The sequence below is a fragment of the Chitinophaga arvensicola genome, from assembly GCF_900110835.1.
GTDB lineage: Bacteria > Bacteroidota > Bacteroidia > Chitinophagales > Chitinophagaceae > Chitinophaga > Chitinophaga arvensicola.
Window position 1 is genome coordinate 1,103,278 of sequence record NZ_FOJG01000002.1, and the last position, 26,390, is coordinate 1,129,667.

Sequence of the window (26,390 nt, forward strand, 5' to 3'; positions counted from 1 at the left end):
TTTCCCTCCGCCCAAACTTTTTTCCGGGACGGTTGTTTTCCAAAGAAAAACGACCACCATGAAACCAGCTCCCGGCATCCAGGTAAAAGTGACCCCCAACGGCCCGTATGAAGTAACCGGCATCGTACCAGTACGGATGGAAACCATCGGCGTTACTATCCATAAAGAATCCGTAAAATGGATCCGGGGCAAAACCTTCCCCACCACAGAACAGCCCTTTTATCTTTGTCGCTGTGGCCACTCCAAACAAAAACCCTTCTGTGATGATACACATCTGAAAATCCGTTTCGATGGCACAGAAACCGCTGCTCATACGGAGTACGTAGAAGAAGCCGAATTGCTGGAAGGCCCGGCCATGCTGCTCACCGATGTACAAAAACTCTGCGCCTTTGCCCGCTTCTGCGATCCCAACGGGCAGGTATGGAATACCGTAAATGATACCGACGATCCAAATGCCAGGGCACAGTTTACCCAACAGGTGAATGATTGTCCATCCGGCCGCCTGGTAGCCTGGAACAAACAATCGCAAACACCGGTAGAACCGGATATGGAGCCGGCCATCGGTGTGGTGGAAGATCCCGTGAAACACATCAGCGGACCGCTATGGCTGCAGGGTGGTATTGAGGTAACAGACGCAGAAGGCGTACCCTACGAAGTGCGTAACCGGGTGACCCTCTGCCGCTGCGGCGCCTCTTCCAATAAACCTTTCTGCGACGGTACGCATGCCTCCATTGAATTTAAAGATGGTATTGAACCATAAAAAGGAACGGGAAACTTATTATATTTAGTTTTTTAAGATCCCGATAAATTCCTTTATGAAGAAATACCTTTTCTCTTCACTCCTGGCTGCGGCCTTGCTGGGTGGAGCTGCCAACGTACACGCACAAACGCGGAGCCTTTTTAACTTTAAAGACCTCAGCGGCTGGCATATCGATGTTCCCGCCATGGATAAGGATGCCAGCGTGAAAACGCCTTTTATTTTAAGAGATGGAGTGTTCGTGAGCCTGGCCAATCCGCAGGGTCATATCATTACAGACGCCAGCTATGAAAACTTCCGGCTGGAAGTACAATACCGCTTCCCTGGCAAACCCGGCAACTGCGGTGTTCTGGTATTTGCCTCCACACCACGCGTCCTGTATGATATGTTTCCAAAATCCATAGAAGTACAGCTGCAACACAACGATGCCGGTGATTTCTGGTGCATCAGTGAAGACATCACCGTACCCGATATGGAAAAGCGCAGAGGTCCGAAAAAGGATTGGGGAGTGGTAGATGGTAAGCAACGCCGCATTATCAATCTCACGGACAATTCCGAAAAACCGCTGGGGGAATGGAATACCATGATCATTGAGTGCGTGGGCAATGCCATCAAAGTATGGGAAAACGGTGATTTAGTGAATTACGGTACCCATGCCACAGCCAGTAAAGGGCAAATCGCTTTACAGGCGGAAGGTTCAGAAGTGGAGTTCCGCAAAGTAGACCTCACGCCTATTAAGAAATTCTCAGCAAAAGGACATTGATATGAAATCACCGGAAGACTGCAGTAACATGCAGGAAATACGTGCCGCCATTGATTCGATAGATGAGGAAGTGGTGCAATTGCTGGGAAAACGCTTTGCGTATGTAAAGGCAGCCGCCAAATTCAAAACCAGTGAGAAAGATGTGCAGGCCCCGGAGAGATTCAGGGCCATGCTACAGCAAAGACGTCAATGGGCCGAAGCCGCTGGGCTTAGCCCCGATGCCATTGAAAAAATGTATACCGACCTGGTGAAACATTTTATCGAAGAAGAAATGAAACACTGGCAATCCAGGTAAACCTCTTATTTCTGAGCGGCTTTCGCGGCCGCTTTTTCTCTTGCCTTCGCTTCCTTCTTCTCGCGCTTGGCCTGCTTACGGAAGTAGCCACGGAAGAGGAAGTTGTTGCGCACCGCCAGCATATTCGTATCCAGTTTCTCGGTACTGGTTTCCAGATTATAGATCGTCGCTTTAAACGCATCTGCCAGCAGGGTATCTTTTAAGAGCATACCGATGGGCGCTTCCGGGTTATCGAGATTGGCCCTTACACCTATACTGGCCTGCTGCAATTCCTGTACGGTTTCATTGGCGTTGTGCGCCGCCATGTTCATACCGGCAACGGCCGAACGCAATTGCGCAAATACGAGGGTATCGGTGACGAGGTCGTTGGAGAGTACGCCTTTGGTTTGCAGTTTGGACGCATATAAAGACAAGGCGCTGGTAAGCCGGCGGGTATTTACTACTGCATCATTCAAACCAGCCATGGTAGTATTCAGGTTTTTGTATACCGAATCGTCGGTGAGCAGTTTGCCCAACGTTCCTTTTCCATCTACCATGCCTTTGGTAATCACTTTCAGGTTGTCCGTGATTTCTACGAGGCTTTTATTATTGACCTGTAAGGTATTCATGATTTCTTCGGTGCTTAAGCCGCTGCCTACGTGCAGCTGATCGCCGTCTTCTATCACGGCCATGTTGGGGCTACCGCCGGACAGCATCACGATCTTGTTTCCCATCAATCCTTCAGAACTGATACGGGCTTCCACATCTTTATGGATAAACTCCTGGGAGCTCTGGTCGATGTTCATCAGCACGAGGATCTCGTTGGTGCGTACGAAGCTGATCTTTTTCACCGTACCGATCTTTACGCCCGAATACAGGATATTACGGCCTACAGAAAGACCGTTCACATCTTTAAAGACCGCTTTCACCTGGATGGATTTGCTGAATAATTTCTGTTGCTTACCCAGCATAAACACGGCCGTCACAAAAATGGCCAGACCCAGGAATACAAAGATGCCTACTATTACTGCGCGTTTTTTTCCTGTTTCCATAACTTACTGTATAAAATTATAGTCGTAAAAGCTTTTGATAAGACCGTCCTTCTCGCTGAATACTTCGTCGAATTTTCCTTCGCGGATAAACTTACCTTCATCCATCACGGCTACCCGGTCGCCTACTTCCTTGGCGCAGGTGAGATCGTGGGTGATGATGATGGAACTGGTATTGAAACGCTCCTGTACTGATACAATCAGTTTGTTCAGCTCCATGGAGGTAATGGGGTCCAGCCCGGCAGTGGGTTCATCATACAACATAATTTCCGGCCGCAGGATGAGGGTACGGCCAATGCCGATCCTTTTCTTTTGTCCGCCGGAAAGTTCTGACGGCAACTGGTTAATAGTTCCCGGCAGGCCGATGGCTTCCAGTACAATATCGATCGTTTTGCGGATCTGCTCTTTGCTCATGTCCCGGTTATTCCGTGTTAATGGGAAAGCCAGGTTTTCGCCTACCGTCATGCTATCGTACAGGGCGCTGCTCTGGAAGGAGAACCCTACTTTCAGGCGTAATGCCCGCAGGGCAGCATCTTCCAACTTATCTACTTCCTCTCCCAGCACATTGACGGTGCCGGCATCCGGTTTGAGCAGGCCGATAATAATTTTTATCAATACCGATTTACCGGTACCGGAACGACCCAGCACCACTACGTTCTCTCCTTTATGAAGATCGAGGTCGATGCCCTGTAGTACGTGTTTCTCTCCAAAAGATTTGTACAGGTTCCGGATACTGATCACGGTTTCATTCATATCTATCTGATGGCCGTTTGTTTTCATAGCTAGCGGATGGAGTTAAACACGTGAACAATAATGACTTCTTCAATAAAGATCAGGAACATGGAAACAATTACCGATACGTTGGCGGCTTTACCCACGCCCATGGTACCCTGACTGGCATTAAAGCCCTGGTAGCAGCTCACGATGCCGATGGTAAAACCGTACAGAATAGCTTTGGTGAGTGCAGTGGTATAATCGAGAAAAGTGATCTGTGCAAAGGCGTTGTCGAAAAAAGACACCAGGCTGGTTTGTTCGTGGGCATGTACATCAAAGTAGGACCCCAAACAACCGATGAGGGCATTGTAGAACATGAGTAGCGGCAAACAAACCGTCATGGCCATTACGCGGGTTACCACCAGGTAACGGAAAGGATTAATGGCGGATACTTCCATCGCATCGATCTGTTCGGTCACCTTCATGGAGCCCAGTTCTGCTCCGATACTGGAACCAACCTTACCGGCACAGATCAGGGCGGCGATCAATGGCGCCAGCGCCCTCACCACCGCAATGGCCACCAGCGACGGCAGCCACGCCGTCACCCCAAATTCCGATAAGGTGGGGCGGGATTGCTCCGTAAACACCACTCCGGTAATAAACCCGGTTACCGTAACAAGGGCCAGCGATTTGTATCCCACCTGGTAGCACTGCCGTACAAACTCCCCCCACTCAATGGGTGGCCGGAACGCTTCTCTGAAAAAGCGGCCCACAAAGGCGGCAATGTTATAGAAATGGAGAAAAAATCCATCAATTTTAGCGGTTATGACCGGCTTATCCGATTTTTCGTTGGTAGAACTCATCTTGATGTAAATGCTTACACACCTATTACAATTCTATGCCGCTTTTGTTAAGGGGGAGGGTTAATATGTGAGCCCCCGTCAGGAGAGGGAATTGGTTTTCAGGGGGATAATTTTCTATGTTTTACATCTGAGGAGGCCGGTTCACACTACGGTACATTCCTTCCCCACTGTTACGCCGGCAACAGTGGGGAGGGAAAATACGCTTTCGTACATCCGTTATAGTTGCAGGCGGATGCCGCCGAAATAATTCCTGCCCGGAGCCGGATTGTAGAACCGGCTGCCCATGGCATTGAGGTCGTTGCCCAGGCTGTATTTTACATCCAGCAGGTTATCTACCCCGGCGCGCAGGGAAATATTGCAACGGCTGCGCAGCGGGAGTTTCCAGCTTACATTGGCTTGCAGCAGATGATAAGCGCCGGCCGATTCGCTGTTGGCATCGTTCAGCGGAATACTGGTGGTATAGCTATGCTGGGTATACAGGGAAAGATCCGCGGGGAATTGCCATAACAAGCTACTCACCAGTACGTGTTGTGGTACGCCGGTAACGCGGTTGCCGGAATAGTTTTTCCCGGCGCTGATATAATCATTGAATTTGAAGTCGCTGAACGTGTAGCCTTCCTGCCACTTGATACCACGCAATACGCCATGATTGCGGGGAATCAGCAGCCACCACATGCCCTGTACTTCTATCCCTTTCTGATGGATACCGCCGGCATTGGCAAAAAATTCATTGCCGTTGTCGTCCAGCCGGCGTACAATGGCGTTCTGCATCTGGTAATAAAAGAACGCCGCGTCAAGCATTCCACGGCGATGACGGGAAAAAGCACGTAGCCCTGCTTCATAATTCCAGCCGGTTTCCGGTTGCAGGGAGGTATTGATAATATTGTTGGAAGCGCGTACTTCGGCGGTAGCGGGTGGCGAATAGCCACGGCTCACGGTTAAGCGGCCGGCCACCAGCGGTGTGAACTCGTACGACATAGACACGCGGGGCATCAATTGCGGCGTGAAATTCACTTTCGTATGCCCGTTGCTGTTGTAGCTGTAACCGTAGTAGTTTAAACTGGCTGCGGCTTCAAAGGTGAATGCATTTACATTCAGCTGGAAGCGGGAAAAGAAGAAGTACTGCTGGGCTTTCAATTTATCGGCTGCCTGTACGGTGTCGCGTTTACCTTGTTTATTGCCATAATTGATAACATCCGTGGTGGTTTGCTGCCATTCGGCGCCATTGAGCCATTTCCACTGCACCGGGGAAGACCGGCGCGGATCGTTGGTCCATTGGAGATAGGTCCGGAAGCCGCCGGTATTTTCATCCCGCACTTCAAAATTCGTAATAAACGGATTCTCGAAATGGGTGTTGGTGCCGAATACGGACAATACATGTTGCAATCGTGGTGTAAACTGCGCTTCATGTACCAGTCCGCCGAGGAAAGTGCGGTTATAGATCCCGGCTTTCTGAGACACTGCGCCGCCTAAAGTCGGCGTAGCAGGCCTGGCGGCACGCGGATTGGCCTCGCTCTGTGCGAGTGTGAGGCCTCCGGGTGTGCGGTACGACAGGTCGGAGTAAAACGCCAGTAGCTTCAGGGCGTAGCCTGGTTTATATTCCCAGCGCTGGGTGGTTTGGGTATAAGACCGCTTCATGGCGGTATTATCGCGGTAGCCATCTGCCCGCTGGTATCCCTGGAACACCTGTACCTGGTAGTTCTTCCATTGCTGCTGCCAGCCGATGCTGCCATGAAACAGGCCATAGCTGCCACCTTGCAGGTTTACATTCAGGTGGGAGGTATCCGCAGGCGCCAGGTCGAGGCGTACTACCCCACCGGAGTTGGCGCCAAAGAGGCTGCCGTCTGGTCCTTTGAGTATTTCTACCCGACTGATGGCGTCCTGGTCGATGAGATTGAGATAGGTATTACCGCCCGCATCGGTGAGCGGGATATCATCTGCATAAATTTTAATATTCCGGATACCAAAAGGCGAACGGAGCAAACTACCCCTGATGGATAAACGATAACTGCCGGGGGAGCGTTCTTCCATTCGTACGCCCGGCACCATATTCATGGCGGGCAGCAGGGAAACGCTTTGCTGTAGCTGCATATCGGCGGGCGACAGGATACTCACGGCAGTGGGTACACGTTGCAGGGAGGCTTTGGAATAATAGGATTTCACCACTACTTCCGGCAACTGCTGCAGGGTATCCTGCTGGGCCTGGAGGCCGGAAGAAATGGATAGCATGGTTAATAAAATGCCCACGGGCAAAACGCTCTTTCGCATGTCAGTTAGATCTTTATCCGTTCTTGATACGGCTTAAGATATAAATATTTCTGCGAAAGCGGCCGGTATTTGTGATGTAGCGGCTATACGTTTGTTTTGGTGGTAATTCTCACCTGGTGGGTATTAAACACCTGCGAAAACGGCGGAACACTTTTCGTGATAAACACACTTCCTCCGATGATACTGCTTTGCCCGATTACGGTATTGCCTCCCAGGATGGTGCTGCGGGCGTAGATAATCACGTTATCTTCTACCGTAGGATGCCTTTTTACATCCGACAGCTCTTTTGTCACGTGCAGGGCGCCGAGTGTCACGCCCTGGTATATCACCACGTTGGACCCGATGATGCTGGTGGCGCCGATTACGATACCGGTGCCGTGGTCTATAATAAAAGGAACGTTGATACTGGCGTTGGGGTGAATATCGATACCGGTTTTGCCATGGGCGTATTCACTGATAATACGTGGCAGTACGGGTACATCGAGCCGGGTAAGTTTGTTGGCGATGCGGTACACGGTGATGGCGTAAAAGCCGGGATACGACACAATCACCTCGTTTACGCTGGTAGCGGCGGGGTCGTATTCATGAATTTTAGCGGCATCCTGACGGAGATGCTGATAAATGATTCCCAACGAGTTATAAAAGGCGTTTACAATATCTTCTATAGGTACTTCTCTCGGGTCGAGGTAGCTGAGCAGGATGTTTTCCAGGTCTATCTGGTTCTTTTTCAGGATACCTTCGTAGGAGGTTTGTTTTGGGAGATGATTTCCGGGGAATAAAAATCCGACCAGATCGTTCAGCCAGGAAATGGCATCCTGTGCGGAGGGCGTTGCCTCCCACTCTGCATGATGCGTTTTTCGCAGCAGACTGATTAATGTTTGTGTGTGCCTGTTATCCATGGTGCGGGATTTGACGGTAAGATATGAATAATCTACTAAATTAGTAGGGTATTCTTTTCCGGGGCGGAAAATAAATGTTTGTCTTACTTTCGCGGTTCATCCTGTTTTTATGAGAAGAGTTTTTGCTTTTATCTGCTTACTGCTGATATCCGGCAGCATTGCTGCACAGAAAAGTCCTTTCCGGATCAAGACCGCCCATCTGACCGGTAACATTTATGTATATACGTCGTATGGTGAATTTAACAATACGGTATATGCGGCCAACGCGGTTTATGCGTTAACCGACAGTGGCGTGGTGATCATCGATACGCCCTGGAGTGAAGATCAGACCCAGCAACTGCTGGATACGATTGAACAGCGGCACCACCTTAAAGTGATTGCCTGTATTGTTACGCATTTTCATGAAGACCGTACCGCCGGGCTCAATGTCATGAAAAAACACGGCGTCATCACCTACAGCACCGCCCTTACAAAAGAATTGTGCAAAGAACATAACAATCCGCAGGCAGAACGCACCATTCGTAACGATGTTCACCATAATATTGATGGACTTAAATTACAAACCTTCTTCCCCGGTGAAGGTCATTCCAAAGACAATATCGTGGTGTGGTTCCCGCAGTCCAAAGTATTATACGGCGGTTGCTTCATCAAAAGTGCAGAAGCCAAAGACATCGGCAATGTGGCAGATGGCAATGTGAAAGCGTGGCCGGCCAGCCTGGCACGCGTGAAAAAGCAATTCCCGAATCCGAAATATGTGATCCCGGGGCACGACGACTGGCATGGAACGGTGAAAGCGATCATGGGGCGTACGACGGAACTGGTGAATCAACAGCGCTGATGTTCAACTTGCACAAAACACTGATACGGGATTACTTATCTCCTGCAACTTACCTACCTGGCAATTTCACTTTATAAACAGCCGGCTTGTTTTATATTTATCATCAGGAACTACATCAAATAGATCACACTAAACAACTGAAATTCAGACTTATATGAAACCCGCCTGGCTTAAATCCTTCCTCCCTCATCTATGCGCCATCGCCCTCTTTGTAGCCCTGGCTTTCCTGTTTTGCAGCCCTGTGCTGGAAGGAAAACAGCTGCTGCAATCGGACATGATGCATTACAAAGGCATGCAGAAAGAGGCCGCAGATTACTACGAAAAAACAGGCGACATTCCCTTGTGGAGCAACAGCATGTTTGGCGGGATGCCCACATTTGTTACTTATACCGGTCCGTCTACCAACAAAGTAGGTGTGCTGAACCGGCTCTTTACCCTCTACCTGCCAAACCCGGTAGACATGCTTTTCATTCTGATGGCTGGTATGTATGTATTGCTTTGTGTGCTCCGCTTCCGGTATTGGATAAGACTGATGGGCGCCATTGCCTATGGGTTTGCCACTTTTACCATTGTAAGTATTGATGCGGGGCATATCACCAAGGCAATGAGCATGGCTTACATTGCACCTGTGCTTGCCGGGATCATCCTCACTTACCGCAAACAATACCTTGCCGGCGGATGCCTGACGGCATTGTCCGCAGCGGTACAGATCTATAACAACCACCCGCAGATCACTTATTATACCGGTATCATTGCCTTGTGCCTGGCCGTGGCGGCAGCGGTAGAAGCCTTCCGGCAAAAGGAACTGCCAGCCTTTGCAAAAGCCTCCGCAGTGTTGCTGATAGCAGGCGTAATGGCTATTCTGCCTGCCATGGACAACCTGCTGATCATGAAAGAGTATACCCAATATACGATCCGTGGCAGTCAGTCGGAATTATCACTTAACCAACAAGACAGGAACAATAAGAAATCTACCGGTCTTGATATCAGCTATGCATTCCAGTGGAGCTATGGCAAGGGGGAAACCTTTACCTTATTATTACCCCACCTGGTAGGTGGTTCCAGCTCTGAAAAATTATCTACCTCTTCGCATGTATACCAGACACTCACCGATATCGGCGTGCCTCCCGCGCAGGCGGCCAAAGCGGTAGAACAACCCTCCTGGCAATTGTACTGGGGTGCGCAGCCCTTCACCGAAGGACCTGTTTACATCGGTGCTATTATCTGTTTTCTCTTTGTACTGGGGCTGTTTATCGTAGACAGCTGGCACAAATGGTGGCTGATCGCTGCTACGCTCATAGGTATTGTACTCAGCTGGGGGGCCAATTTCCCGGCGGTAAACGACTTCCTGTTTTATCATCTCCCGTTATACAACAAATTCCGCGCACCCACTATGGCGCTGGTCATTCCACAGGTAACGATGGTGATCCTTGCCTGTTGGGGGCTGGAAGAACTGGTGTCGGGTAAACAGACCAAAGCCGAACAACAGCAACACCTGAAACTGGCGTTGTTTGTTACCGGCGGACTGGTACTGCTGCTGGCCGTAGGCGGCAGCCTGCTTTATGGATTCGCCGGCCCCGCAGATACTTCCTTTATGAACCGCTACGCACCGATGCTCGGAGGGGAAGTACCCGCAGCACGACTGCTGGGCGCCCTCAAACAGGACCGCAGCAGCGCCTTGCAGGCAGATGGTATCCGTGCACTGGTACTGATCATTATTGCATTCGCGGCATTGTGGTTCTTCCTGAAAGGAAAACTGAAACCGGAGTACGCGCTGGGCATTGTGACCTTCGCCGTATGGTTTGATCTTACCCAGATTGATAAATTGTATATCAACGAAGACAGCTTCCGGGAAGTAGCGCAACTCGATAACCACATCTCTCCTTCTGCGGCCGACGAAATGATATTGCAGGATAAAGATCCATATTACCGCGTACTCAATGCCACTACCAACCCGTTCCTGGATGCCAATACCAGCTACTTTCATAAATCCGTAGGCGGGCAAAGTCCGGCGAAACTCTGGATCTATGAAGACCTGATTGAACACCAGCTGAGCAAAAATAATATGGCCGTATTCAATATGCTGAACACCCGTTACTTCATTGTACCGGATCAAAAAACCGGTCAGCCGATTGCGCAACGCAACCCCGGCGCCCTCGGCAATGCCTGGTTTGTCAAAACCATTCAATGGGTACCGGATGCCAATGCGGAAATGCAGGCGCTGGATCATTTTAACCCGGCTGATACTGTGGTGATTGATCGCCGCTTTCAAAAGGAAGTTGGCTCGCTGCAACCGGTGGCCGACAGCAACGCGCATATTACGCTTGATAAATATAGTCTCAACGACCTCACCTATACCACGCAAAACAGCGGCGCCGGTCTGGCCGTATTCTCCGATATCTATTACCCCGCCGGCTGGAAAGCTTTTATAGATGGGAAAGAAACACCTATTCTGCGGGTCAACTATGCACTGCGTGGCCTCCTGGTACCAGCAGGTAAACATCAGGTGTTGTTCAAATTTGAGCCTGCCACCTTCTTCCTCGGAAGAAGGATATCCGGCATCTCTTCTATTATATTGTTGATAGGTGTGGCAGCAGGATTTATCTGGACCTGGAGAAAATCCCTGGCGAAATAAAACAAAACGGTTTTCATCACACAGAAAGTCCGTTCTGTCACATTTCGGGAAAGTGACCCATGCACTAAGCTATTTTTGAGCAGTAAGCCACTGATTCCAAAATAACAACGCATGAAAACTATATACCTGCTCTTCTCTGCCTCCTTCTCCCTGTTCTTTCTCAGCCAGTGCAGGAAAGGAGGAGGCACGATGAGAGGGGTACATGCGCAAAGGAAACAACAGATGATCTCCGGCGATGGCTGTATAGCAGCATCAGGTTTTTAATATGCTACAAAACATTCCCCTATGTTGAAAAACTATTTCAGACACGGATGGAGAAATCTCCTGCAAAACAAGCTATCCACCTTAATCAATATCGGCGGCCTTTCTATAGGGCTGGCCACAGGTATTATTATCCTGCTATGGGTGCAGGAAGAATTCAGTTTTGATACCTTTCACCACAACAAAGCCAGCATTTACCAGCTGATGAGCAACCAGTACCGCGCAGGACGCTGGTCCACCGGCGCCTCCATGCCCGGACCGCTGGCGGCAAAATTAAAACAGGAATACCCGGAAGTAAAATACGCTGCGCGACAGGCATACGGCGGCCAGCAATTGTTGGGGACCGGTGATAAAAGTATCTATCAGCAAAGCATATACGTAGATCCGGAATACTTCAACATCTTTACATTTCCGGCTATTTCAGGCAACCCTGCTGCGGCGCTGCAGGACCCCGGCGCCATTGTGCTTACCGCCAGTGCAGCACAGCGGCTGTTCGGCGATAAAGATCCTGTTGGCAATATTATCCGGCATAATAATCAGCACGACCTGCGGGTAGCAGCGGTGATCCGTGATGTACCATTCACCAGTTCCACTCAATTTGACGTAGTACTCCCCTTCCGCCTTTATGAACTGGAGAATGCCAGCTGGATTGACCACTGGGACAACAACAGCCTGGCAACCTTTGCGCTGATGCAACCCGAAAGTGATATTGCCGGCTTCAACCAAAAACTGAAACACCTGGTGCGCCCCGGCGAAACGGATACCACCAGTTTCCTGTTCGCTTATCCCTTTACCTCCCTGCATCTGTATGGTGGTTTCAGAAACGGGCAGCAAAGCGGTGGCCGTATAGAGATCATGATGCTGTTGGGTACCATCGGGTTATTTATTCTGCTGATCGCCTGCATCAATTTCATGAACCTCTCTACCGCCCGGGCTGAACGCCGGGCGCGGGAAGTGGGCGTCCGTAAAGCGCTCGGGGCGTCCAGCCGAACGCTCATTTTGCAGTTCCTCGTAGAAGCCTTGCTGATCACCTTTGGCGCACTGCTGGTAGGCATATTGCTGGCCCGGCTGGCCATTCCTCCCCTGAACCGTTTGTCGGGCAAGCACATTGATTTCAGTTTACTGAACTGGCAGATCAGCCTGGGACTGTTGTTCCTGCTGCTGTTTACCGGCCTGGTAGCGGGTAGTTACCCCGCCTTTTTCCTCAGCAGTTTTCAACCGGTGAAGGTATTAAAGGGAGTGATCACCGCTCATAAAGGTGGTGGTCTCTTTCGCAAAGGCCTGGTTACTTTTCAGTTTATGATTTCTATATTCCTGATCATTTCTACCATCGTTATTTACCGGCAGTTACAATATGGAGAAAACCGCCCGGTAGGATACAACCAGGACCATCTATTGGAAATACCCGCCCGTGGCGATATGGCCAATAAATTTACAGTACTGCGGGATGATCTGTTGCGTATTCCAGAAATAGAAAGTGTGTCGGCCGGATCAGACGACCTGCTGCGATTTGGCGGTGCTACCGACGGCATTAACTGGCCGGGCAAAACACCGGATCAGAACTTTTTCATGACCATTACCTGGGTGCAATACGACTGGGTAAAAACAGCCGGGCTGCAACTGGCCGCAGGCCGCGATTTCAGCAATGCCTTCGGCAGCGACTCCGTGGGATGCCTGGTAAATGAAGCCGCCGTAAAGAAAATGGGACTGAAGGAACCGGTGATCGGCACCCTGTTGGGCAAAGATCCTATTATTGGAGTGGTGAAAGATTTTGTGGCGAATGATCCGTATAAATCGCCCGAACCCATGGTGGTATATTTGGGTACCGGCTCCATGAGCCACTTCTTTATACGCCTGCGAAAAACGGACAATCCACAGCCGGCGTTGAGGAAGATTGAAGCGGCTATTAAAAAGAGCAACCCGCAATTTCCTTTTGAATTTAATTTTGTAAAAGCTTCCTATCAGAAAATGTTTACCGGGGTAAGGTCTTCCGGGTTCATGCTGAACTGGACCAGCAGTCTGGCTATCCTGATTTCCTGCCTGGGGCTGTTCGGCCTTTCCACCTACCTGGCGGAAAGACGTACCAAGGAAATAGGTATCCGTAAAATTATGGGCGCCAGTGCCGGCAAGATCTGGTATATGCTGGCGAAAGAATTCCTGAAACCGGTATTCATTGCCTTCCTGATAACGGTGCCGCTGGCCACACTGGCCATGCAACAATTCCTGCATAATATTGATTACCGCATATCACTGCAGTGGTGGATGTTTGCCGTAGCGGGTATCGTTACCACGATGATTGCGCTGGTCACTGTTAGTTACCAGGGCATGAAAGCGGCCGGTGCAAATCCCGTAAGGGCGTTGCAGTCGGAATAAGCAGATCAGGAATGTGTAAGGAGATGTTCCGGTGCTTCCAGCAAGGACTGGGTTTGCAGTAACATCTCTTTCATCTTCATTTTGAAACGGGTAGCGGCAGAAGCTTCATCAGGCACCACAATTTCCTGCAACTCGCTCTGGAAGAGTACTTTCAGGTTTCCTTTCAGTTTATACAGATCGCTTTGTTTGGCCAGTCCTGCAGCAAAACCTGCTTCCCGGATAGCTTGTTGCTGTTCAGGTGCAAAGGAAGGTGCATACCAGATAACGGGGACCTGTTTCAGCCGTTTGATTTTTCTCAGCTCCCGCAGGAAGTGAGGTGCTTCATCGGAAGGCAGAAGGCTGTCGAGGAAAATGTAGTCGGGGGGGAGACCGGCATGTTTTTTAAGATAGTCCAGTGCTTTGCTGGTATTATCCTGAGAAATACATGCCTTGCTTACGTTTAAGAGGTCCAGTGCAAGATAGAACTGATTACGCCGGTCGCGGTCCGGATCAATTAATAAGCTGATGATTTTTTCACTCATTGCAGGGTAGTTTTTAATGGCAGGAAACAAATAGTAACGACTCGTGCTGAGAAAACAAGCAACGAAACAAAAAGTTGTAACAATTGCAAAAGTACAGCAGGAAATGTTCCTGAAAAAATTACCCCTTGGGAAAACATCCACCATTAACAAAAATACAACAAGTCATTATTGTGGTAAGATGACTTTAAAAGTGGCTCCCTGATCAGGTACGCCGGTGGCATAGATACCGCCTTTATGATTCACTACAATTTTATTGCAGAGGGCAAGACCAATACCGGTTCCTTCGTAGGCATTGCGGTCGTTGAGCCGCTGGAAGATCTGGAAAATCTTATCTGCATACACCTGGTCGAACCCGATACCGTTGTCGGCGATACTGATAGCGTAATAGCGCCGGGTGCTGTCCAGCTCTGGCAATGCCGCGATCTCTTCTGTGGTGAGGGCGCTGGCAGAAACGTGGATCAGCGGTTTCCTGGCTGGTGATAAAAACTTGATCGCATTACCGATCAGGTTGTGAAAGAGCTGGTTCATCTGGAGCGGACTAACGGCAAGATGTGGTAACCGGTCGGACACCACCTCCACTTCTTTCTGGCTGATAAGTACTTCAAAATCGGTGAGTACATTTTTCAGGATCTCATTCAGGTCTGTTTCTACAAACGGCTCCTGTACGTGTACCAGGCGGGAATAGTCGAGCAGTTCATTGATGAGCTGCGACATTCTTTTAGCACTATGCATTACCTTGTCGATGTACATCCTGGAGGTATCCGAGAGCGTATCTTTATTGACGTTATATAACATGCCAGCAAACGTATGGATCTTACGCAGCGGTTCCTGCAGGTCGTGGCTGGTCACATAAGCAAACTGTTCCAGTTCGCGGTTGGATTTTGCGAGGAAGAAATTGGATTCTGTCAGCTCCCGGGTACGTTGTTCCACCATGGCTTCCAGCTTAAGGGCCAGTTGCATGTATTTGGCTTCGCTTTCCTGGAGTGCCTGAAACAATACTCTTTGCTGGGTGATATCCCTTGCAATTTTAGAGGCGCCTACCACTTTTCCCGTTAAGTCTTTAACCGGGGAGATGGTCAGGGAGATATCGAGTAACTGCCCGTCGCGGGTGATACGTTTGGTTTCAAAGTGATCTACCCGGCGACCGGATTTCAGCATTTCAATAATGCGGGGTTCTTCGTCGAGCCTGTCTTCCGGAATAATCCGGGAGATGGAGTTTCCGATCATTTCTTTGGCTGTATACCCGAACAGGCGCTGTGCCGCGGGGTTCCAGCTGGTAATGATACCGTCCAGTGTTTTGCTGACAATGGCGTCATCTGAATATTCGACAATAGCGGCCAGTTTAGACAGGTATTCATCAGTGGATTTCTGGTCTGTGATATCTACCAGCATATTCACGGCACCATCGGAATTGCCATCGGCATCAAAAAGCGGATCCGGGTAGGGTTGTACGATTCTCCTGGTGCCGTCTGGTCTTTCAATGATAATGATCTGTCCCCTTACCGATTCTCCTCCCTTAATGGCTGCTGCCATAGGACAGGTATCCGGATCAAGGGGGGTGATACCATCGGGCTTGAATAATTTCCAGGAGCCACACCACATGTCGGTACCGGCGACAGGGGTTCTGCCCCAGAGTTGTACAGCGGCATCGTTAAACAGGAGAACGCGGCCATGTTTATCGCAGGTATAAACAGCGGCGGGCAAGGATTCCAATAGCTGACGGTAATACTGACTGCCTTTCTGCTGCCGGATCTTTTCTTTAGACATCCGGATCCCGGTGGCCAGGCCGGCCAGGTAAGCATGATAAGATTTAAAGATCAGTGGTTCTTCAGGTCGCACGGCTGCTGCGGGTAAATGCGCATAGCCGGTAGGGAAAGACAAGGTGACGATAGTGCCTTCCTCTATGATACTGCTGATATGCAGTTTTCCGCCATGATAACGCATGCTTTCGCTGGCGGCGGTAAGTCCGCCGCGCTCCGGCTGCGGGTCTTCCAGGAGAGCATTGATTTCCAGCAACAAGGCAGGGGTCATTCCCACACCGGTATCTGCTACCGACAGGGTGATTTGTTCTCCTTCCTGGCAGAGCCGGACCGCAATACCTCCCTGCAACGTATAGCAGAGGGCGTTGGTAAGCAATGATAACAGGGTTTTCTCAAAAAGGTCCCTGTCGATGTATACATCTTCCGTAACAACATCCAGGTTAACGACCAGGGTTAATCCTGCTGTGCGGATGAAGGTGTCCAGTTGTTCGAGTAATGTTCTGAGGAATGCGGTAATGTCTGTTTTTACAAACGTGTGTACTTTAGGGTTAGTGATCCACCATCCGAAAAACAGCACTCCTCCGGCGCCGTCGGGATCTTTTACCGGGCTGCCGTTAAAATGGAAGCTGCGGCCATCGGCCTGCATCAGTTGCAACTGCGGTGCAGGCAAGGTGGTATCAGGAAAAACCGGCAGTGCGTCATTGCCGGCGGGCCATACGATAGCGGACGGCTGTCCGAGTGACATCGGATGTTTGCTGCCCAGCAGTTCCCTGCAGGCATCATTATATATATGGATGTTTTCGCTACCCCAGCAAAGGAGGATCGGTTGTGCGGACGAAAAGAGAATCTGGATGCAGGTTTTCAAGCCGGGCGACCACTGATCAGAGGGGCCCAATGAAGAAGAAGCCCAGTTAAAAGAGCGGATCATTTCCCCCATCTCGCCTCCACCGGAGGAAAAGACGGATGATACAGGTGCCGGTTCACTTAAAGTTGCCGTTGTAGGCGCATTAATCATTGTACAAAATATATAATCGTCAATGTATAAACTGGTTGATTCCTCGCTGTGGATGTCATTAAATTCCACATTCCACTATAAACCGTGTAATAAAATGCACAATCTGCTATTACCTCTAATTGTTGAGATCCAGGCCAATCCCTTGTTAATAGCCACCATAGTGGTGGCTGCGGCCGCTGTAGCTGTAAATGGGAAAATGCCCACAATTACCCTGGTCAGTACCGCTTCCATCATGATTACAATAATCGTGTCGAAAGCTGATTTTCATTAAAAACGGGCATCCTGTCCCAACAAATCAGGAACAACATTATCCTACATGACAATTGATCACCCTGTCTATGAGAGCTCCTACTTTTCCGGAAATTTGATCTGCTCGTAGGCGGGAGCCGCCTCAATATATCCCAACGGGGTAAATTGTTTTCCTTCCTGCTCATTATAGGAGATAAAAAAGTGTTCTATCTCCCGGATCGTCTGGGCAGACACGGCATCTATTCCTTTAAAGGCTTTGGATACTACGGGAACGGCAATATACCGGTCGTTTCTCACAATCGTACCATCCCGCTCCCTTTGTTCTGCTTTGATGGCGCCCAGCAACCGGCACTTGATCAGGCAGCCGGGAAAGCTTTTGAATTCTGAAATCACCATGACATCTAAAGGATCTCCATCTGCTCCACGGGTGCCCAGGATAAAACCAAAATCGTATGGAAAAACCATACCGGCGGGTAACATTTTACTGAGGACAAAGAACCGTGACGCGGGGTCGAAATCGTATTTTTCACCACTCCCTTTCGGAGTTTCAATGACAACAGGTAACTCTTTAATGATCATACGCACATTTTGTTGGTCTATATTGAATAGGATAAAGAGGACTCGACTGCGAAGAAACAAAAAAAGGACCAACCCGCCACATAAGGCATAATGATTGTACCACAGAAATAAACTTTATTACTATGAGCACCTTCCACATACAACTCAACCAGCACGAGATAGGCGTTACCAGGCAGGATGAAAATATATTTATTGTTCGTCTTCCTGAAAAAACCATCCACCTCCAAAAAAGACAGGACAACGAAGGAGCTAACCACTGGTTTGAAGAAGGGAAAGACAATGAAACGCCACAAACGGCCGAAATCGGTACTGCTATTGAAACCTGGCTGGCAAAGGATAGTGCGGACGCATAACCAAAAAATATTTTCCTCACAACCGGCAACATCCTTATCTTGCAGGGAGTAATCTAAAGTGCCCCCTCTAATGAAAAAGTTAATCATCGCGTTGATTGCCTGTAGCATTGTAAACCATACCAACGCTCAATTTCTTGACCGCATCAAAAATAAAGTGCAGCAAAAGGTCAATGACAAAATAGACGAAAGTATCGACAAAGCTACAGAGCCGAAGAAAAAAGACAAGGATAAGGATAAACCTGCCAGTCAGCCACCAGCCAACAGTCCCGATGCTTCCACCACCGGTAAGGCACCGGCTAACGGTGAAGCAGGTACGACAGCTCCCAAAGATATCACGGCTTACTCCCGTTTTGATTTTGTTCCGGGAGAAAAGATTATCATGGAAGAGTCTTTCGCCAAAGAACCTGTAGGCGAATTTCCCGGTCAGTGGAATACCCGCTCCGGTGCTGAAATCGTGACCGTGAGCAACCGCCCCGGAAAATGGCTGAGCATCAGGCAGGACGGCGTGTTCTATCCGGAAAACATTACCAACCTGCCGGATAATTTTACCCTTCAGGCAGATTTTATGGCCAGCAACGGGATTGCCGGCATTGCCAGCATCACCCTTGCGTTGCTGCAAACAACCAACACCGACGACAAATTCAGTTATGGTGGCGCGGGCGATGTAACTTCCATGCCATCGTTTAAAATTACCATGTCTCCCAAATCATCCGGCGATGGTAACCTTCATTACTCTTCCAACCTGATCGGCGGACAGTACATGAATAGCCTGCCCCTATTCAACGTACCAAAGAAAAATGCGGTGCGGGTGTCTATCTGGCGTCAGAAACAAAGGGTAAGAGTGTACCTCGACAGTACCAAGATCCTGGATCTGCCGCGCGCCCTGGATGCTGCAGCAGCGTTTAACACCCTGGCGTTTTCTGCATACGCACCCGACTTCGACAAACAGGAGGGCGCTTTTTATGTGAGTAACATCCGCCTGGCTGTTGGCGCACCGGATACCCGTAATAAACTGCTCACAGAAGGTAAGTTTACTACGCATGGCATCCTGTTCCCGTCCAATAGCGATATCATCCAGCCGGAGTCGTATGGCGCGCTGAAAGATATTGCCGCCGTGCTTACAGAAAACCCAGCAGTGAAAGTGAACATTGTAGGCCATACAGATGCCGATGGCAACGACCAGTTGAACCTGGAATTGTCCAAAAAGAGAGCCGCAGCCGTGAAGAACGCACTGGTGAGCAATTTTAATATTGATGCTGCCAGAATGGAGACTAACGGTAAAGGCAAAACGCAGCCGATCGATAACAATAACACCGAAACCGGGAAAGCCAACAACCGGCGCGTAGAATTTATCAAGATCTGATAAGTACTATTGGTTTCCTTTGTTATAAAAGATAAACAATCCATCCTTACCGGCTACGATCACATCCTTTCTGCCGGAGCCGGTAAGGTCATATACCTGGAAGTATAGCCCCGCCCCTTTTGATCCATAGCTGATCACCTGTTTCGAAAAAGAAGTGCCATTCCATTTAAAGTAGTAAATACCGCAGGGATCATCTGATCCGGGGTCATGCTCATTGTGTGCGCGGTAACGCTTGCCGGTCATCAGTTCCGGATCGCCGTCGCCGTCTATATCCACCCATTCCATGGTATGATACTGCGAATTATAAGGATCAATGACGTGTTTGATCCAGGAGCGTTTATTGGTTTTGGCATCTTTCTTTTGTTCATACCAGTCCAGCCCGTAGTCGTGCCCCTGCCCTGCTATCAGGTCAGCCAGACCGTCTTTATTCACGTCTGCCACGATCACGGGTACACTGGCGGTGCCCAGGTTGAATTCCGGGTGAAAGATCCATGCAGCGGAATAAGGACTGGCAGGCGCTTCGAGCCAGCCTTCCGGAACCACCAGGTCCGTACGTCCGTCACCGTTAATATCGCCACAACCCAGGCCATGTCCGGATTTCCGGTCCAGCAGCTGATGCGCGGTAAACGCGCCATTGGCATGATGATAAATGGTCAGCGGATCATTGGGGGTATTCGGGATGATTTCCGGAATGCCATCGCCATCCAGGTCCCAGGCCCGGGTGGTTTCGATATTACCGGGTGTAGCAATAACATGCTCCTTCCATTCGCTCTCTTTACCGGGGTTTTCCTTCCAGACCAACGTTTTCCCAAACCAGCCGCCGGTAATATAATCCATGCGGCCGTCGCCATTCACATCAAAAGGAATGGTAGAAAAATCGTCCCAGTACTCGGCAAACTGCTTCACCGGACCGATGTAATGCCGTTTGAAATACGCAGGGCCTTCGTACCAGAAAGCGCCGGATACGAGGTCGGGGATCTTGTCGTTATTGACATCTATCACCGCCACGGACTCATAGCTTTCGGCGGCCACCTGTTTTTTTTCAAACTTAAGCGGCCCGTGTGCGGGCGCTGTCTGCGCAGCAGCGATGGTAGCGGTAAGCAGCCACAAAGGCAAAAAATATCTTTTCATGTAGTGGTATTAACGTGGATAGAACAAGATAACAGAAGGTACGCAAAAAACTATCCTGTAGCGTCCTGCAAGTGGTGGTTTTGGGTAACAAACCTGTGGCGGCTACCGGTCGGTAGCCGCCACAGCGGGTTAACATAAGGGGCCGTTCAGGCTTCATAGGATCAATAGTGTGCTACTCAATATCCCAGACGCCGGCAGCGCGTTCCAGCGTAATCAACGCTGCTGCATAATTGTACAGCGTCTGGTAATAATTCTGCTGTACTTCATTCCAGGTGCGTTGTGCATTCAGCACTTCCAGCAGGGAAGTTTCCCCGCGTTTATAGCTGTATATTTTTCCATCCAGTACCTTCTTTGCATCTGACAACAGGCCGCTTTCAAATTGCTTTACCTGTAAGCCTGCTGCCCTGTAATTTGTCCATGCCTGTTTCACATCCGTGTCTATTTGCAGCAACACCTCCTCATAGGTAATGGCGGCCTGTTTAACGCCAAACTGTGCAGCGTGCAGGTCGCCTTTGTAGTGATTGGAGAACTTCAGCGGCAATGAAATTCCGGCGTTGGTACCGATGTAGCGGGGTGTTGGCGCTATTTCACTGGTGGCTTCGGCATTGTATCCTACTCCTGCTGTAACGCCCAGGTCTATTTTACGGTTGGCCTTTGTGAGTGTCAGCGTTTTGGCGGCCACTGCTTTGCCGGCGTTGGCGGCTACCGCATCAGCACGGGTATTTTGTGCGTTGGTAACCAGGTCTTGTAAGATGAACACCCGGTCCAGGTGTTCAAAATTCCCCGATGGCCATAACAGGCTATCCGCATGTGCCTTTCCTGTGTTCATATTCAGTTGCAGTAATGCGGCTTTCCAGTCTGCCTCCTGCTGATATACTACGTTCAGCAGATTATCTGCTTCCAGTCCGGATTGGCGTGCATCCGTTTCCGTTATCACGCCTTTGTGGAAACGGATCGCGTCTGCATCTGCCAGCTGCCGCATGAGCTGCCAGGACTGCAGCGTCACTTCGTATGCGTGTTGCTGCTGCATGGCATTAAACCAGGCCAGGGCAGCGTCTGCACGGAGGTTACGGAAGTAGTCGAGCAATAATGCCTGGCTCTGTTCCAGGCTGCTGCGGGCCAGGCCTATGCGGGCTTTTCGTTTGCCCCATAATTCAATAGTAGTGCTTAGTCCGGCATTGAAGCCATTGGACAGCTGCAGCTTGCGGTGCTGGTTATCGAAAGCATCGAGCGACAACTGCGGATCCGGGAATACTTTGGCACTTTCTATACCGGCGGCGGCGATGCTCACATTATATTGCTGCGCAGCGTAGCCCAGGTGTTGTGTACTTACCTGGTGCAGGTATTGCGGTAAAGACAACGGCGTTCTGGGAAAACTGCTGTCCAGTTGGGCAAGGGCGGCGCTGTGTATAAACAACAGCAGGCCCGCCAGCATCAGGTATCTCTTTAATAATTGCATACAATAACTTTACGCTTCGGGTGAAGAATTCCATTTCTTTTCGATCAGGTAGTACAGGGCAGGTAATACAAACAAGGTGATAGCGGTGGCCATCAGCAGGCCGTATACGATCACGGTGGCCAGTGGCCGTTGCACATCCGAACCGATGCCGGTGGCAAACGACGCAGGCAACAGGCCCAGCGCAGCCACGGAGGCGGTCATGAGTACCGGCCGGAAGCGGTTCTGCGCCCCTTCTATCACCGCCTGCAGCAACGCGTATCCCTGCTTCCTTAAATCGTTGATCTGTGAAATCAGGATCACCCCGTTTTGAATAGCCACGCCAAACAAGGCAATGAAACCTACTGCGGAGGACACGTTCAGCGTCATACCACGTATATTGAGGGCCAGCATACCACCAAATAATGCCAGCGGCACAATGCTGAGGATCAGTCCTGCCTGCCGGAACTGCCCGAAAGCGCCATAGAGCAGCAGGAACATGATGGCTAACGCCAACGGCACTACGACCATCAGCTTGGCATAGGCGCGGTGCTGGTTTTCAAATTGGCCGCCCCATTTAATGTTGTATAATTCATGGTTGTACTGCACTTTCTTTTCTATCTGCGCCTGTGCTGCTTGCAGGAAGTTGGTGAGATCATTGCCGCGCAGGTTCAGTTTCACGGTGAGGTGTCGCTTGTTCAGCTCCCGTGTAATAGTGCTTTCACCTGTCGCCGTTTTTACGGTGGCTACCTGTGATAAGGGAATCTTGGCGCCGGTAGCGGAACTGAGCATCAGGCCAGCGATTTTCTCCGGTGTATTGCGGCTTTCTTCCGTATAGCGGCAAATCACATCATATACTTTATTGCCGGCAAATACCTGTGAAATTGCTTTCCCGCCAATGGCCACTTCTATGAGTTCTGCCACATCGCTCACGTTTAATCCATAGCGGGCAATGGCATCGCGGTCGATAGAGATCTGCAGCTGGGGCAATGGTGGCTCCTGGTCGATGGCTACATCGGCAGCGCCCCGGATCTGTTTGAGGGTGGCTGAAATTTCTTCTGCTATGCGACGGGTTTCTTTAAAATCATCGCCGTATACTTTTACGACCAGCTCACTGTGTGCGCCGGAAATTTTGTCCATGACACCGTCGATCATCGGCTGACTGAAACCCACGCTGTACCCTGGCATTGCGGCATAAGCAGCGGAGAGATCGTTGATCAGATCGGCCTTGGTACGGCCATTCTTCCACTCACTATAGGGTTTCAGACCAATAGAACATTCAAAGTGCGAGGCTGTCCATGGATCAGTACCATCGTCGTTGCGGCCTGCCTGCACCATCATGTAGGTTACCTCGCCAAACTGCATGGTGCGCTGACGCAGGCTGTCGCTCATTTCTTTGGAACGTTGCAGCGAAATACCCGGTGGCAGTTGCACCTGCAGCCAGATAGATCCTTCATCCAATGGCGGGAGAAAGTCTTTACCTACCGTTACGGAGAGAATAATGGCGCCTGTCAGTACCAATGCCAGCGGAATAAACACCCGTTTGGGCCGCTCCATGATCTTTTGCAGGCGGTGTTTGTAGGCGATGGTCAGTCGCTCCAGCCATTTATTGTGATACAGCTTCCGGGGTTTACGGTATACTGCAAAGGCCAGCCCGGGTATGAGCAGCAGCGCTACCGCCAACGCACCTACGAGTGCATAGCCTACGGTAAAAGCCATTGGGGTAAACAGCTTCTTTTCTACTCTTTCAAAAGAAAACAAAGGAAGATAGGCCGTGATGATAATGACAGTGGCAAAAAGTACCGGTTTTGCTACTGCTGCTGCTTTTTGCGCAATGGTAGACTCAGACAGTTCCATTTCGGGATTATCTTCCCTTTTCCGGAGGATGGCTTCCATCATCACGATGGCGCCGTCTACAATGATGCCGAAGTCGATGGCTCCGAGTGATAACAGGTTAGCCGGAATATTGGTAAAGTGCATCAGCACAAATGCAATGAGCAGCGCCAGCGGAATGGTAATGGCTACAATCAGCGCCCCGCGCCAGTTGCCGAGGAATACGATCAGTACAATGATCACCAGTCCGATGCCTTCCAGTAGTGTATGCGATACCGTATGCAGGGTATTGTCAATGAGCTGGGTGCGGTCCAGGTAAGGACGGATGGTAACACCGGGTGGCAGGATATGCTGATTCAGATCATCTACAGCAGCGTGTATGCCTTCCAGTACTACAGAGGGATTTTGTCCTTTTAACAGCAGTACAATGCCTTCATCGCCTTCACTGTAATTCACCTTACGGTCGGTATATCCCAGGATGCCTTTGCGTTCGAGGTTACCCAGTTTCAGATGGCCGAGATCTTTCAGTAATACGGGTACGCCGTTTACTGACTTCACCACTACATCGCCGAGGCTTTCCAGTGTTTTCACAAGACCGATACCGCGTACTACATAACCCAGATCGCCGATATTGAGTACACTCCCGCCGGCGTTGGCGTTGTTGTTACTGATAGCGGCCTGCACATCTGCCAGGGATACGTGGTATTGCTCCAGGAGTTGCGGATCAATTTCTATCTGGTATTGTGCGGTGATACCGCCGAAATTGGTGACATCTGCCACGCCCGGTACCTGTTTGATGCGGGGGATGATGGTCCAGTTTTGCAGGTCGGTAATGGTTTTCAGATCATGGTTATTGCTTTCAATGATATAGCGGTATATTTCTCCTATGGGCGATGTAAGCGGGTCCAGTCCGGGCTTGGCGCTATAGGGCAGTTCTACGTCGTTGAGTCTTTCGGTGATGCGTTGGCGTGCCCAGTAATCTTCCATCCCATCTTCAAATACGATGGTGATCACCGATAATCCGAACGTGCTTTTGCTGCGCATTACGTGCATACCGGGCATACCATTGAGTGCGCGTTCTACCGGGATGGTGATCTGCTGTTCTACTTCTTCTGCAGCCAGACCGGGTACCTGTGTTACTACCTGGGAAGTTACATCGGCAATATCCGGATAGGCTTCTACAGACAGCTGTTTCCAGGAGTAGTAGCCAAACAGCGCCAGGAGCAGGAACAGGGCAGCAAAAAGCCAGCGCTTTTCGATAGCGGTAAATATTAATTTCTTCATAAAATGTCGTTGATGAATCTTATTTAGCATCCAGGAGGTAGAAGCCTCCCTGTGTTACAATGCGGTCGCCGGCCTGCAGACCAGCCGTTACCACTACCTGTTGATGGTTATTGCTGCCATTGGTGGTGATGGGGCGTTTGATAAATTTCCCATCGGTGGTACTGATAAATACATAGGGCGTTTCGTTGGCCTGTAACAACGCTGTAGCCGGGATCAGCAATGCAGGTACTGCCTGATCCATAAACTTCACCGTCACATACATCCCTGGTTTCAGGGCGCGGTCTTTATTGTCTACCGCAATCAATACGGGTACGCTGCGGGTATCTTCCTCAACTACTGCATTCACATGGTATACTTTACCTTTCAGGGATACACCCGGCAGGGCTACTACATCGATGCTGCATTCATCGCCGGTATGAATAAAGCGGATATCCTTTTCCTTTACCTGGCCGGAAATCCATACGGCGGATAAGTCTGCGATAGTGGCTACGCTGGCGGCATCGTCCTTGATAAACTGGCCCAGTACTACTTTATTTTCGATCACCTCACCGGCTACCGGTGCGCGTACGATCAGTGGTTGTCCGAGAGATAACTGATCAGGGTTTGCTTTAAAAATGCGGATGCCCATTACGGCGTTTTCATACTCTTTCTTTTCCACGTCGTAGGCGGTCTGTGCTTCTTCGAGATCTTTCTGTGTGCCTACGCCATTGGCCATCAGGTCTTGTTGTCTTTTCCAGGTTCTTTCTGCCTGTTGCAGCTGTGTTTTTTCCTGGAAGAAAACTTTCTGCGCTGCAAAAAAATCCGGTGAGCTGATTTCAAATAAAGGCGCATCTGCGGGTGTTTTCATCCCCAGGTGCAGGTAACTTCTGGTCACTCTTCCCTGGAAAGGCGGTGCAATCTCCGCATACTGTGTAGGAATGGCTTTCACGGTGCCTGCGGTGCTCACTTCCCGGCTATAGGGGGCACTGAGTACGGGATCGATCCTGATCTTTTCTTTTAACGGAGAGCCGGCGGGCAGGGTGATGGTATCTCCCTGCGGAACAGCAGTGGTAGCGGGATCTTCCTTTACAGAATGACAGGCAGCCGCCGTCAGCATGCCTACAGCAATTAATCTTGTTCTCATGATGTTTTGCAGATTGAAAAATGATATAGTAACGCAGCAGGTCCTGTTAC

General features: G+C 50.0%; 22 protein-coding genes. 10 read left to right on the plus strand and 12 right to left on the minus strand.

Going from position 1 to position 26,390, the window contains the following annotated elements; all coding sequences use genetic code 11:
• Positions 1-58 precede the first annotated feature (58 nt).
• From BMW79_RS21810 to BMW79_RS21820, 3 genes are read left to right on the plus strand one after another with little or no spacing between them, the layout of a single operon-like run.
• Positions 59-760 (plus strand): CDGSH iron-sulfur domain-containing protein, encoded by a 702-nt coding sequence (locus BMW79_RS21810; protein ID WP_089898065.1) that lies wholly within the window; start codon positions 59-61, stop codon positions 758-760.
• A gap of 55 nt (positions 761-815) precedes the next feature.
• On the plus strand, positions 816-1,520 hold the full coding sequence (locus tag BMW79_RS21815; protein ID WP_089898066.1) for a 3-keto-disaccharide hydrolase: 705 nt from the start codon (positions 816-818) through the stop codon (positions 1,518-1,520).
• A gap of 1 nt (position 1,521) precedes the next feature.
• Complete coding sequence (locus BMW79_RS21820; RefSeq protein WP_089898068.1) at positions 1,522-1,815, plus strand: isochorismate lyase; 294 nt, start codon at positions 1,522-1,524, stop codon at positions 1,813-1,815.
• A gap of 5 nt (positions 1,816-1,820) precedes the next feature.
• On the opposite strand, the gene BMW79_RS21825 is transcribed toward BMW79_RS21820, so the two are convergent.
• From BMW79_RS21825 to BMW79_RS21845, 5 genes are all read right to left on the minus strand, one after another.
• Complete coding sequence (locus BMW79_RS21825) at positions 1,821-2,846, minus strand: MlaD family protein (protein ID WP_089898070.1); 1,026 nt, start codon at positions 2,844-2,846, stop codon at positions 1,821-1,823.
• Positions 2,847-2,849: 3 nt separating this feature from the next.
• Positions 2,850-3,623 (minus strand): ABC transporter ATP-binding protein, encoded by a 774-nt coding sequence (locus tag BMW79_RS21830; protein ID WP_245752627.1) that lies wholly within the window; start codon positions 3,621-3,623, stop codon positions 2,850-2,852.
• A 2-nt stretch (positions 3,624-3,625) separates the two neighbouring features.
• Positions 3,626-4,420, minus strand: coding sequence for an MlaE family ABC transporter permease (locus BMW79_RS21835; protein WP_089898072.1), 795 nt, complete (start codon positions 4,418-4,420; stop codon positions 3,626-3,628).
• Positions 4,421-4,636: 216 nt separating this feature from the next.
• Entirely contained in the window at positions 4,637-6,688 is a 2,052-nt protein-coding gene (locus tag BMW79_RS21840) for a TonB-dependent receptor (protein ID WP_089898074.1), read from the minus strand.
• An 83-nt stretch (positions 6,689-6,771) separates the two neighbouring features.
• Positions 6,772-7,587 carry a serine O-acetyltransferase gene (locus tag BMW79_RS21845; protein ID WP_089898076.1) on the minus strand — a complete coding sequence of 272 codons (816 nt, stop codon included), beginning with the start codon at positions 7,585-7,587 and terminating at the stop codon, positions 6,772-6,774.
• Between the two features lie 109 nt (positions 7,588-7,696).
• Between BMW79_RS21845 and bla the strand changes: the two genes are divergently transcribed.
• From bla to BMW79_RS21860, 4 genes are all read left to right on the plus strand, one after another.
• Entirely contained in the window at positions 7,697-8,425 is a 729-nt protein-coding gene (bla, locus tag BMW79_RS21850) for a BlaB/IND/MUS family subclass B1 metallo-beta-lactamase (protein WP_089898078.1), read from the plus strand.
• A 154-nt stretch (positions 8,426-8,579) separates the two neighbouring features.
• Positions 8,580-11,060: a YfhO family protein gene (locus BMW79_RS21855; protein WP_089898080.1), complete on the plus strand. Its 2,481-nt coding sequence runs from the start codon at positions 8,580-8,582 to the stop codon at positions 11,058-11,060.
• Positions 11,061-11,171: 111 nt separating this feature from the next.
• On the plus strand, positions 11,172-11,324 hold the full coding sequence (locus BMW79_RS33950) for a hypothetical protein (protein ID WP_177192282.1): 153 nt from the start codon (positions 11,172-11,174) through the stop codon (positions 11,322-11,324).
• 21 nt (positions 11,325-11,345) lie between these two features.
• Positions 11,346-13,694: an ABC transporter permease gene (locus BMW79_RS21860; protein WP_089898082.1), complete on the plus strand. Its 2,349-nt coding sequence runs from the start codon at positions 11,346-11,348 to the stop codon at positions 13,692-13,694.
• Positions 13,695-13,699: 5 nt separating this feature from the next.
• On the opposite strand, the gene BMW79_RS21865 is transcribed toward BMW79_RS21860, so the two are convergent.
• Together BMW79_RS21865 and BMW79_RS21870 are read right to left on the minus strand one after the other, a co-directional pair.
• Positions 13,700-14,215 carry a response regulator gene (locus BMW79_RS21865; protein ID WP_177192283.1) on the minus strand — a complete coding sequence of 172 codons (516 nt, stop codon included), beginning with the start codon at positions 14,213-14,215 and terminating at the stop codon, positions 13,700-13,702.
• 165 nt (positions 14,216-14,380) lie between these two features.
• Positions 14,381-16,990, minus strand: a complete 2,610-nt coding sequence (locus BMW79_RS21870) for a PAS domain S-box protein (protein ID WP_089898086.1) — start codon at positions 16,988-16,990, stop codon at positions 14,381-14,383.
• 94 nt (positions 16,991-17,084) lie between these two features.
• Here BMW79_RS21870 and BMW79_RS33955 point away from each other — a divergent pair, with 94 nt between their 5' ends.
• On the plus strand, positions 17,085-17,261 hold the full coding sequence (locus BMW79_RS33955) for a hypothetical protein (RefSeq protein WP_177192284.1): 177 nt from the start codon (positions 17,085-17,087) through the stop codon (positions 17,259-17,261).
• A gap of 77 nt (positions 17,262-17,338) precedes the next feature.
• On the opposite strand, the gene BMW79_RS21875 is transcribed toward BMW79_RS33955, so the two are convergent.
• Positions 17,339-17,818, minus strand: a complete 480-nt coding sequence (locus BMW79_RS21875) for an inorganic diphosphatase (protein ID WP_089898089.1) — start codon at positions 17,816-17,818, stop codon at positions 17,339-17,341.
• A gap of 122 nt (positions 17,819-17,940) precedes the next feature.
• On the opposite strand from BMW79_RS21875, the gene BMW79_RS21880 reads away from it, so the two are divergent.
• Together BMW79_RS21880 and BMW79_RS21885 are read left to right on the plus strand one after the other, a co-directional pair.
• On the plus strand, positions 17,941-18,171 hold the full coding sequence (locus BMW79_RS21880) for a hypothetical protein (RefSeq protein WP_089898091.1): 231 nt from the start codon (positions 17,941-17,943) through the stop codon (positions 18,169-18,171).
• Positions 18,172-18,241: 70 nt separating this feature from the next.
• Positions 18,242-19,534, plus strand: a complete 1,293-nt coding sequence (locus BMW79_RS21885) for an OmpA family protein (protein ID WP_089898093.1) — start codon at positions 18,242-18,244, stop codon at positions 19,532-19,534.
• Between the two features lie 6 nt (positions 19,535-19,540).
• Here BMW79_RS21885 and BMW79_RS21890 read toward each other — a convergent pair whose 3' ends face one another.
• The 4 genes from BMW79_RS21890 to BMW79_RS21905 all read right to left on the minus strand — a co-directional run bounded on the left by BMW79_RS21890 (position 19,541) and on the right by BMW79_RS21905 (position 26,340).
• A complete protein-coding gene (locus BMW79_RS21890) occupies positions 19,541-20,665 on the minus strand; it encodes an FG-GAP repeat domain-containing protein (RefSeq protein ID WP_089898095.1) in 1,125 nt (374 codons plus the stop codon).
• Between the two features lie 172 nt (positions 20,666-20,837).
• Positions 20,838-22,124 carry a TolC family protein gene (locus BMW79_RS21895; protein WP_089898097.1) on the minus strand — a complete coding sequence of 429 codons (1,287 nt, stop codon included), beginning with the start codon at positions 22,122-22,124 and terminating at the stop codon, positions 20,838-20,840.
• A gap of 9 nt (positions 22,125-22,133) precedes the next feature.
• Positions 22,134-25,217 (minus strand): efflux RND transporter permease subunit, encoded by a 3,084-nt coding sequence (locus BMW79_RS21900; protein ID WP_089898099.1) that lies wholly within the window; start codon positions 25,215-25,217, stop codon positions 22,134-22,136.
• Positions 25,218-25,236: 19 nt separating this feature from the next.
• Entirely contained in the window at positions 25,237-26,340 is a 1,104-nt protein-coding gene (locus tag BMW79_RS21905) for an efflux RND transporter periplasmic adaptor subunit (protein ID WP_089898100.1), read from the minus strand.
• Positions 26,341-26,390 lie beyond the last annotated feature (50 nt).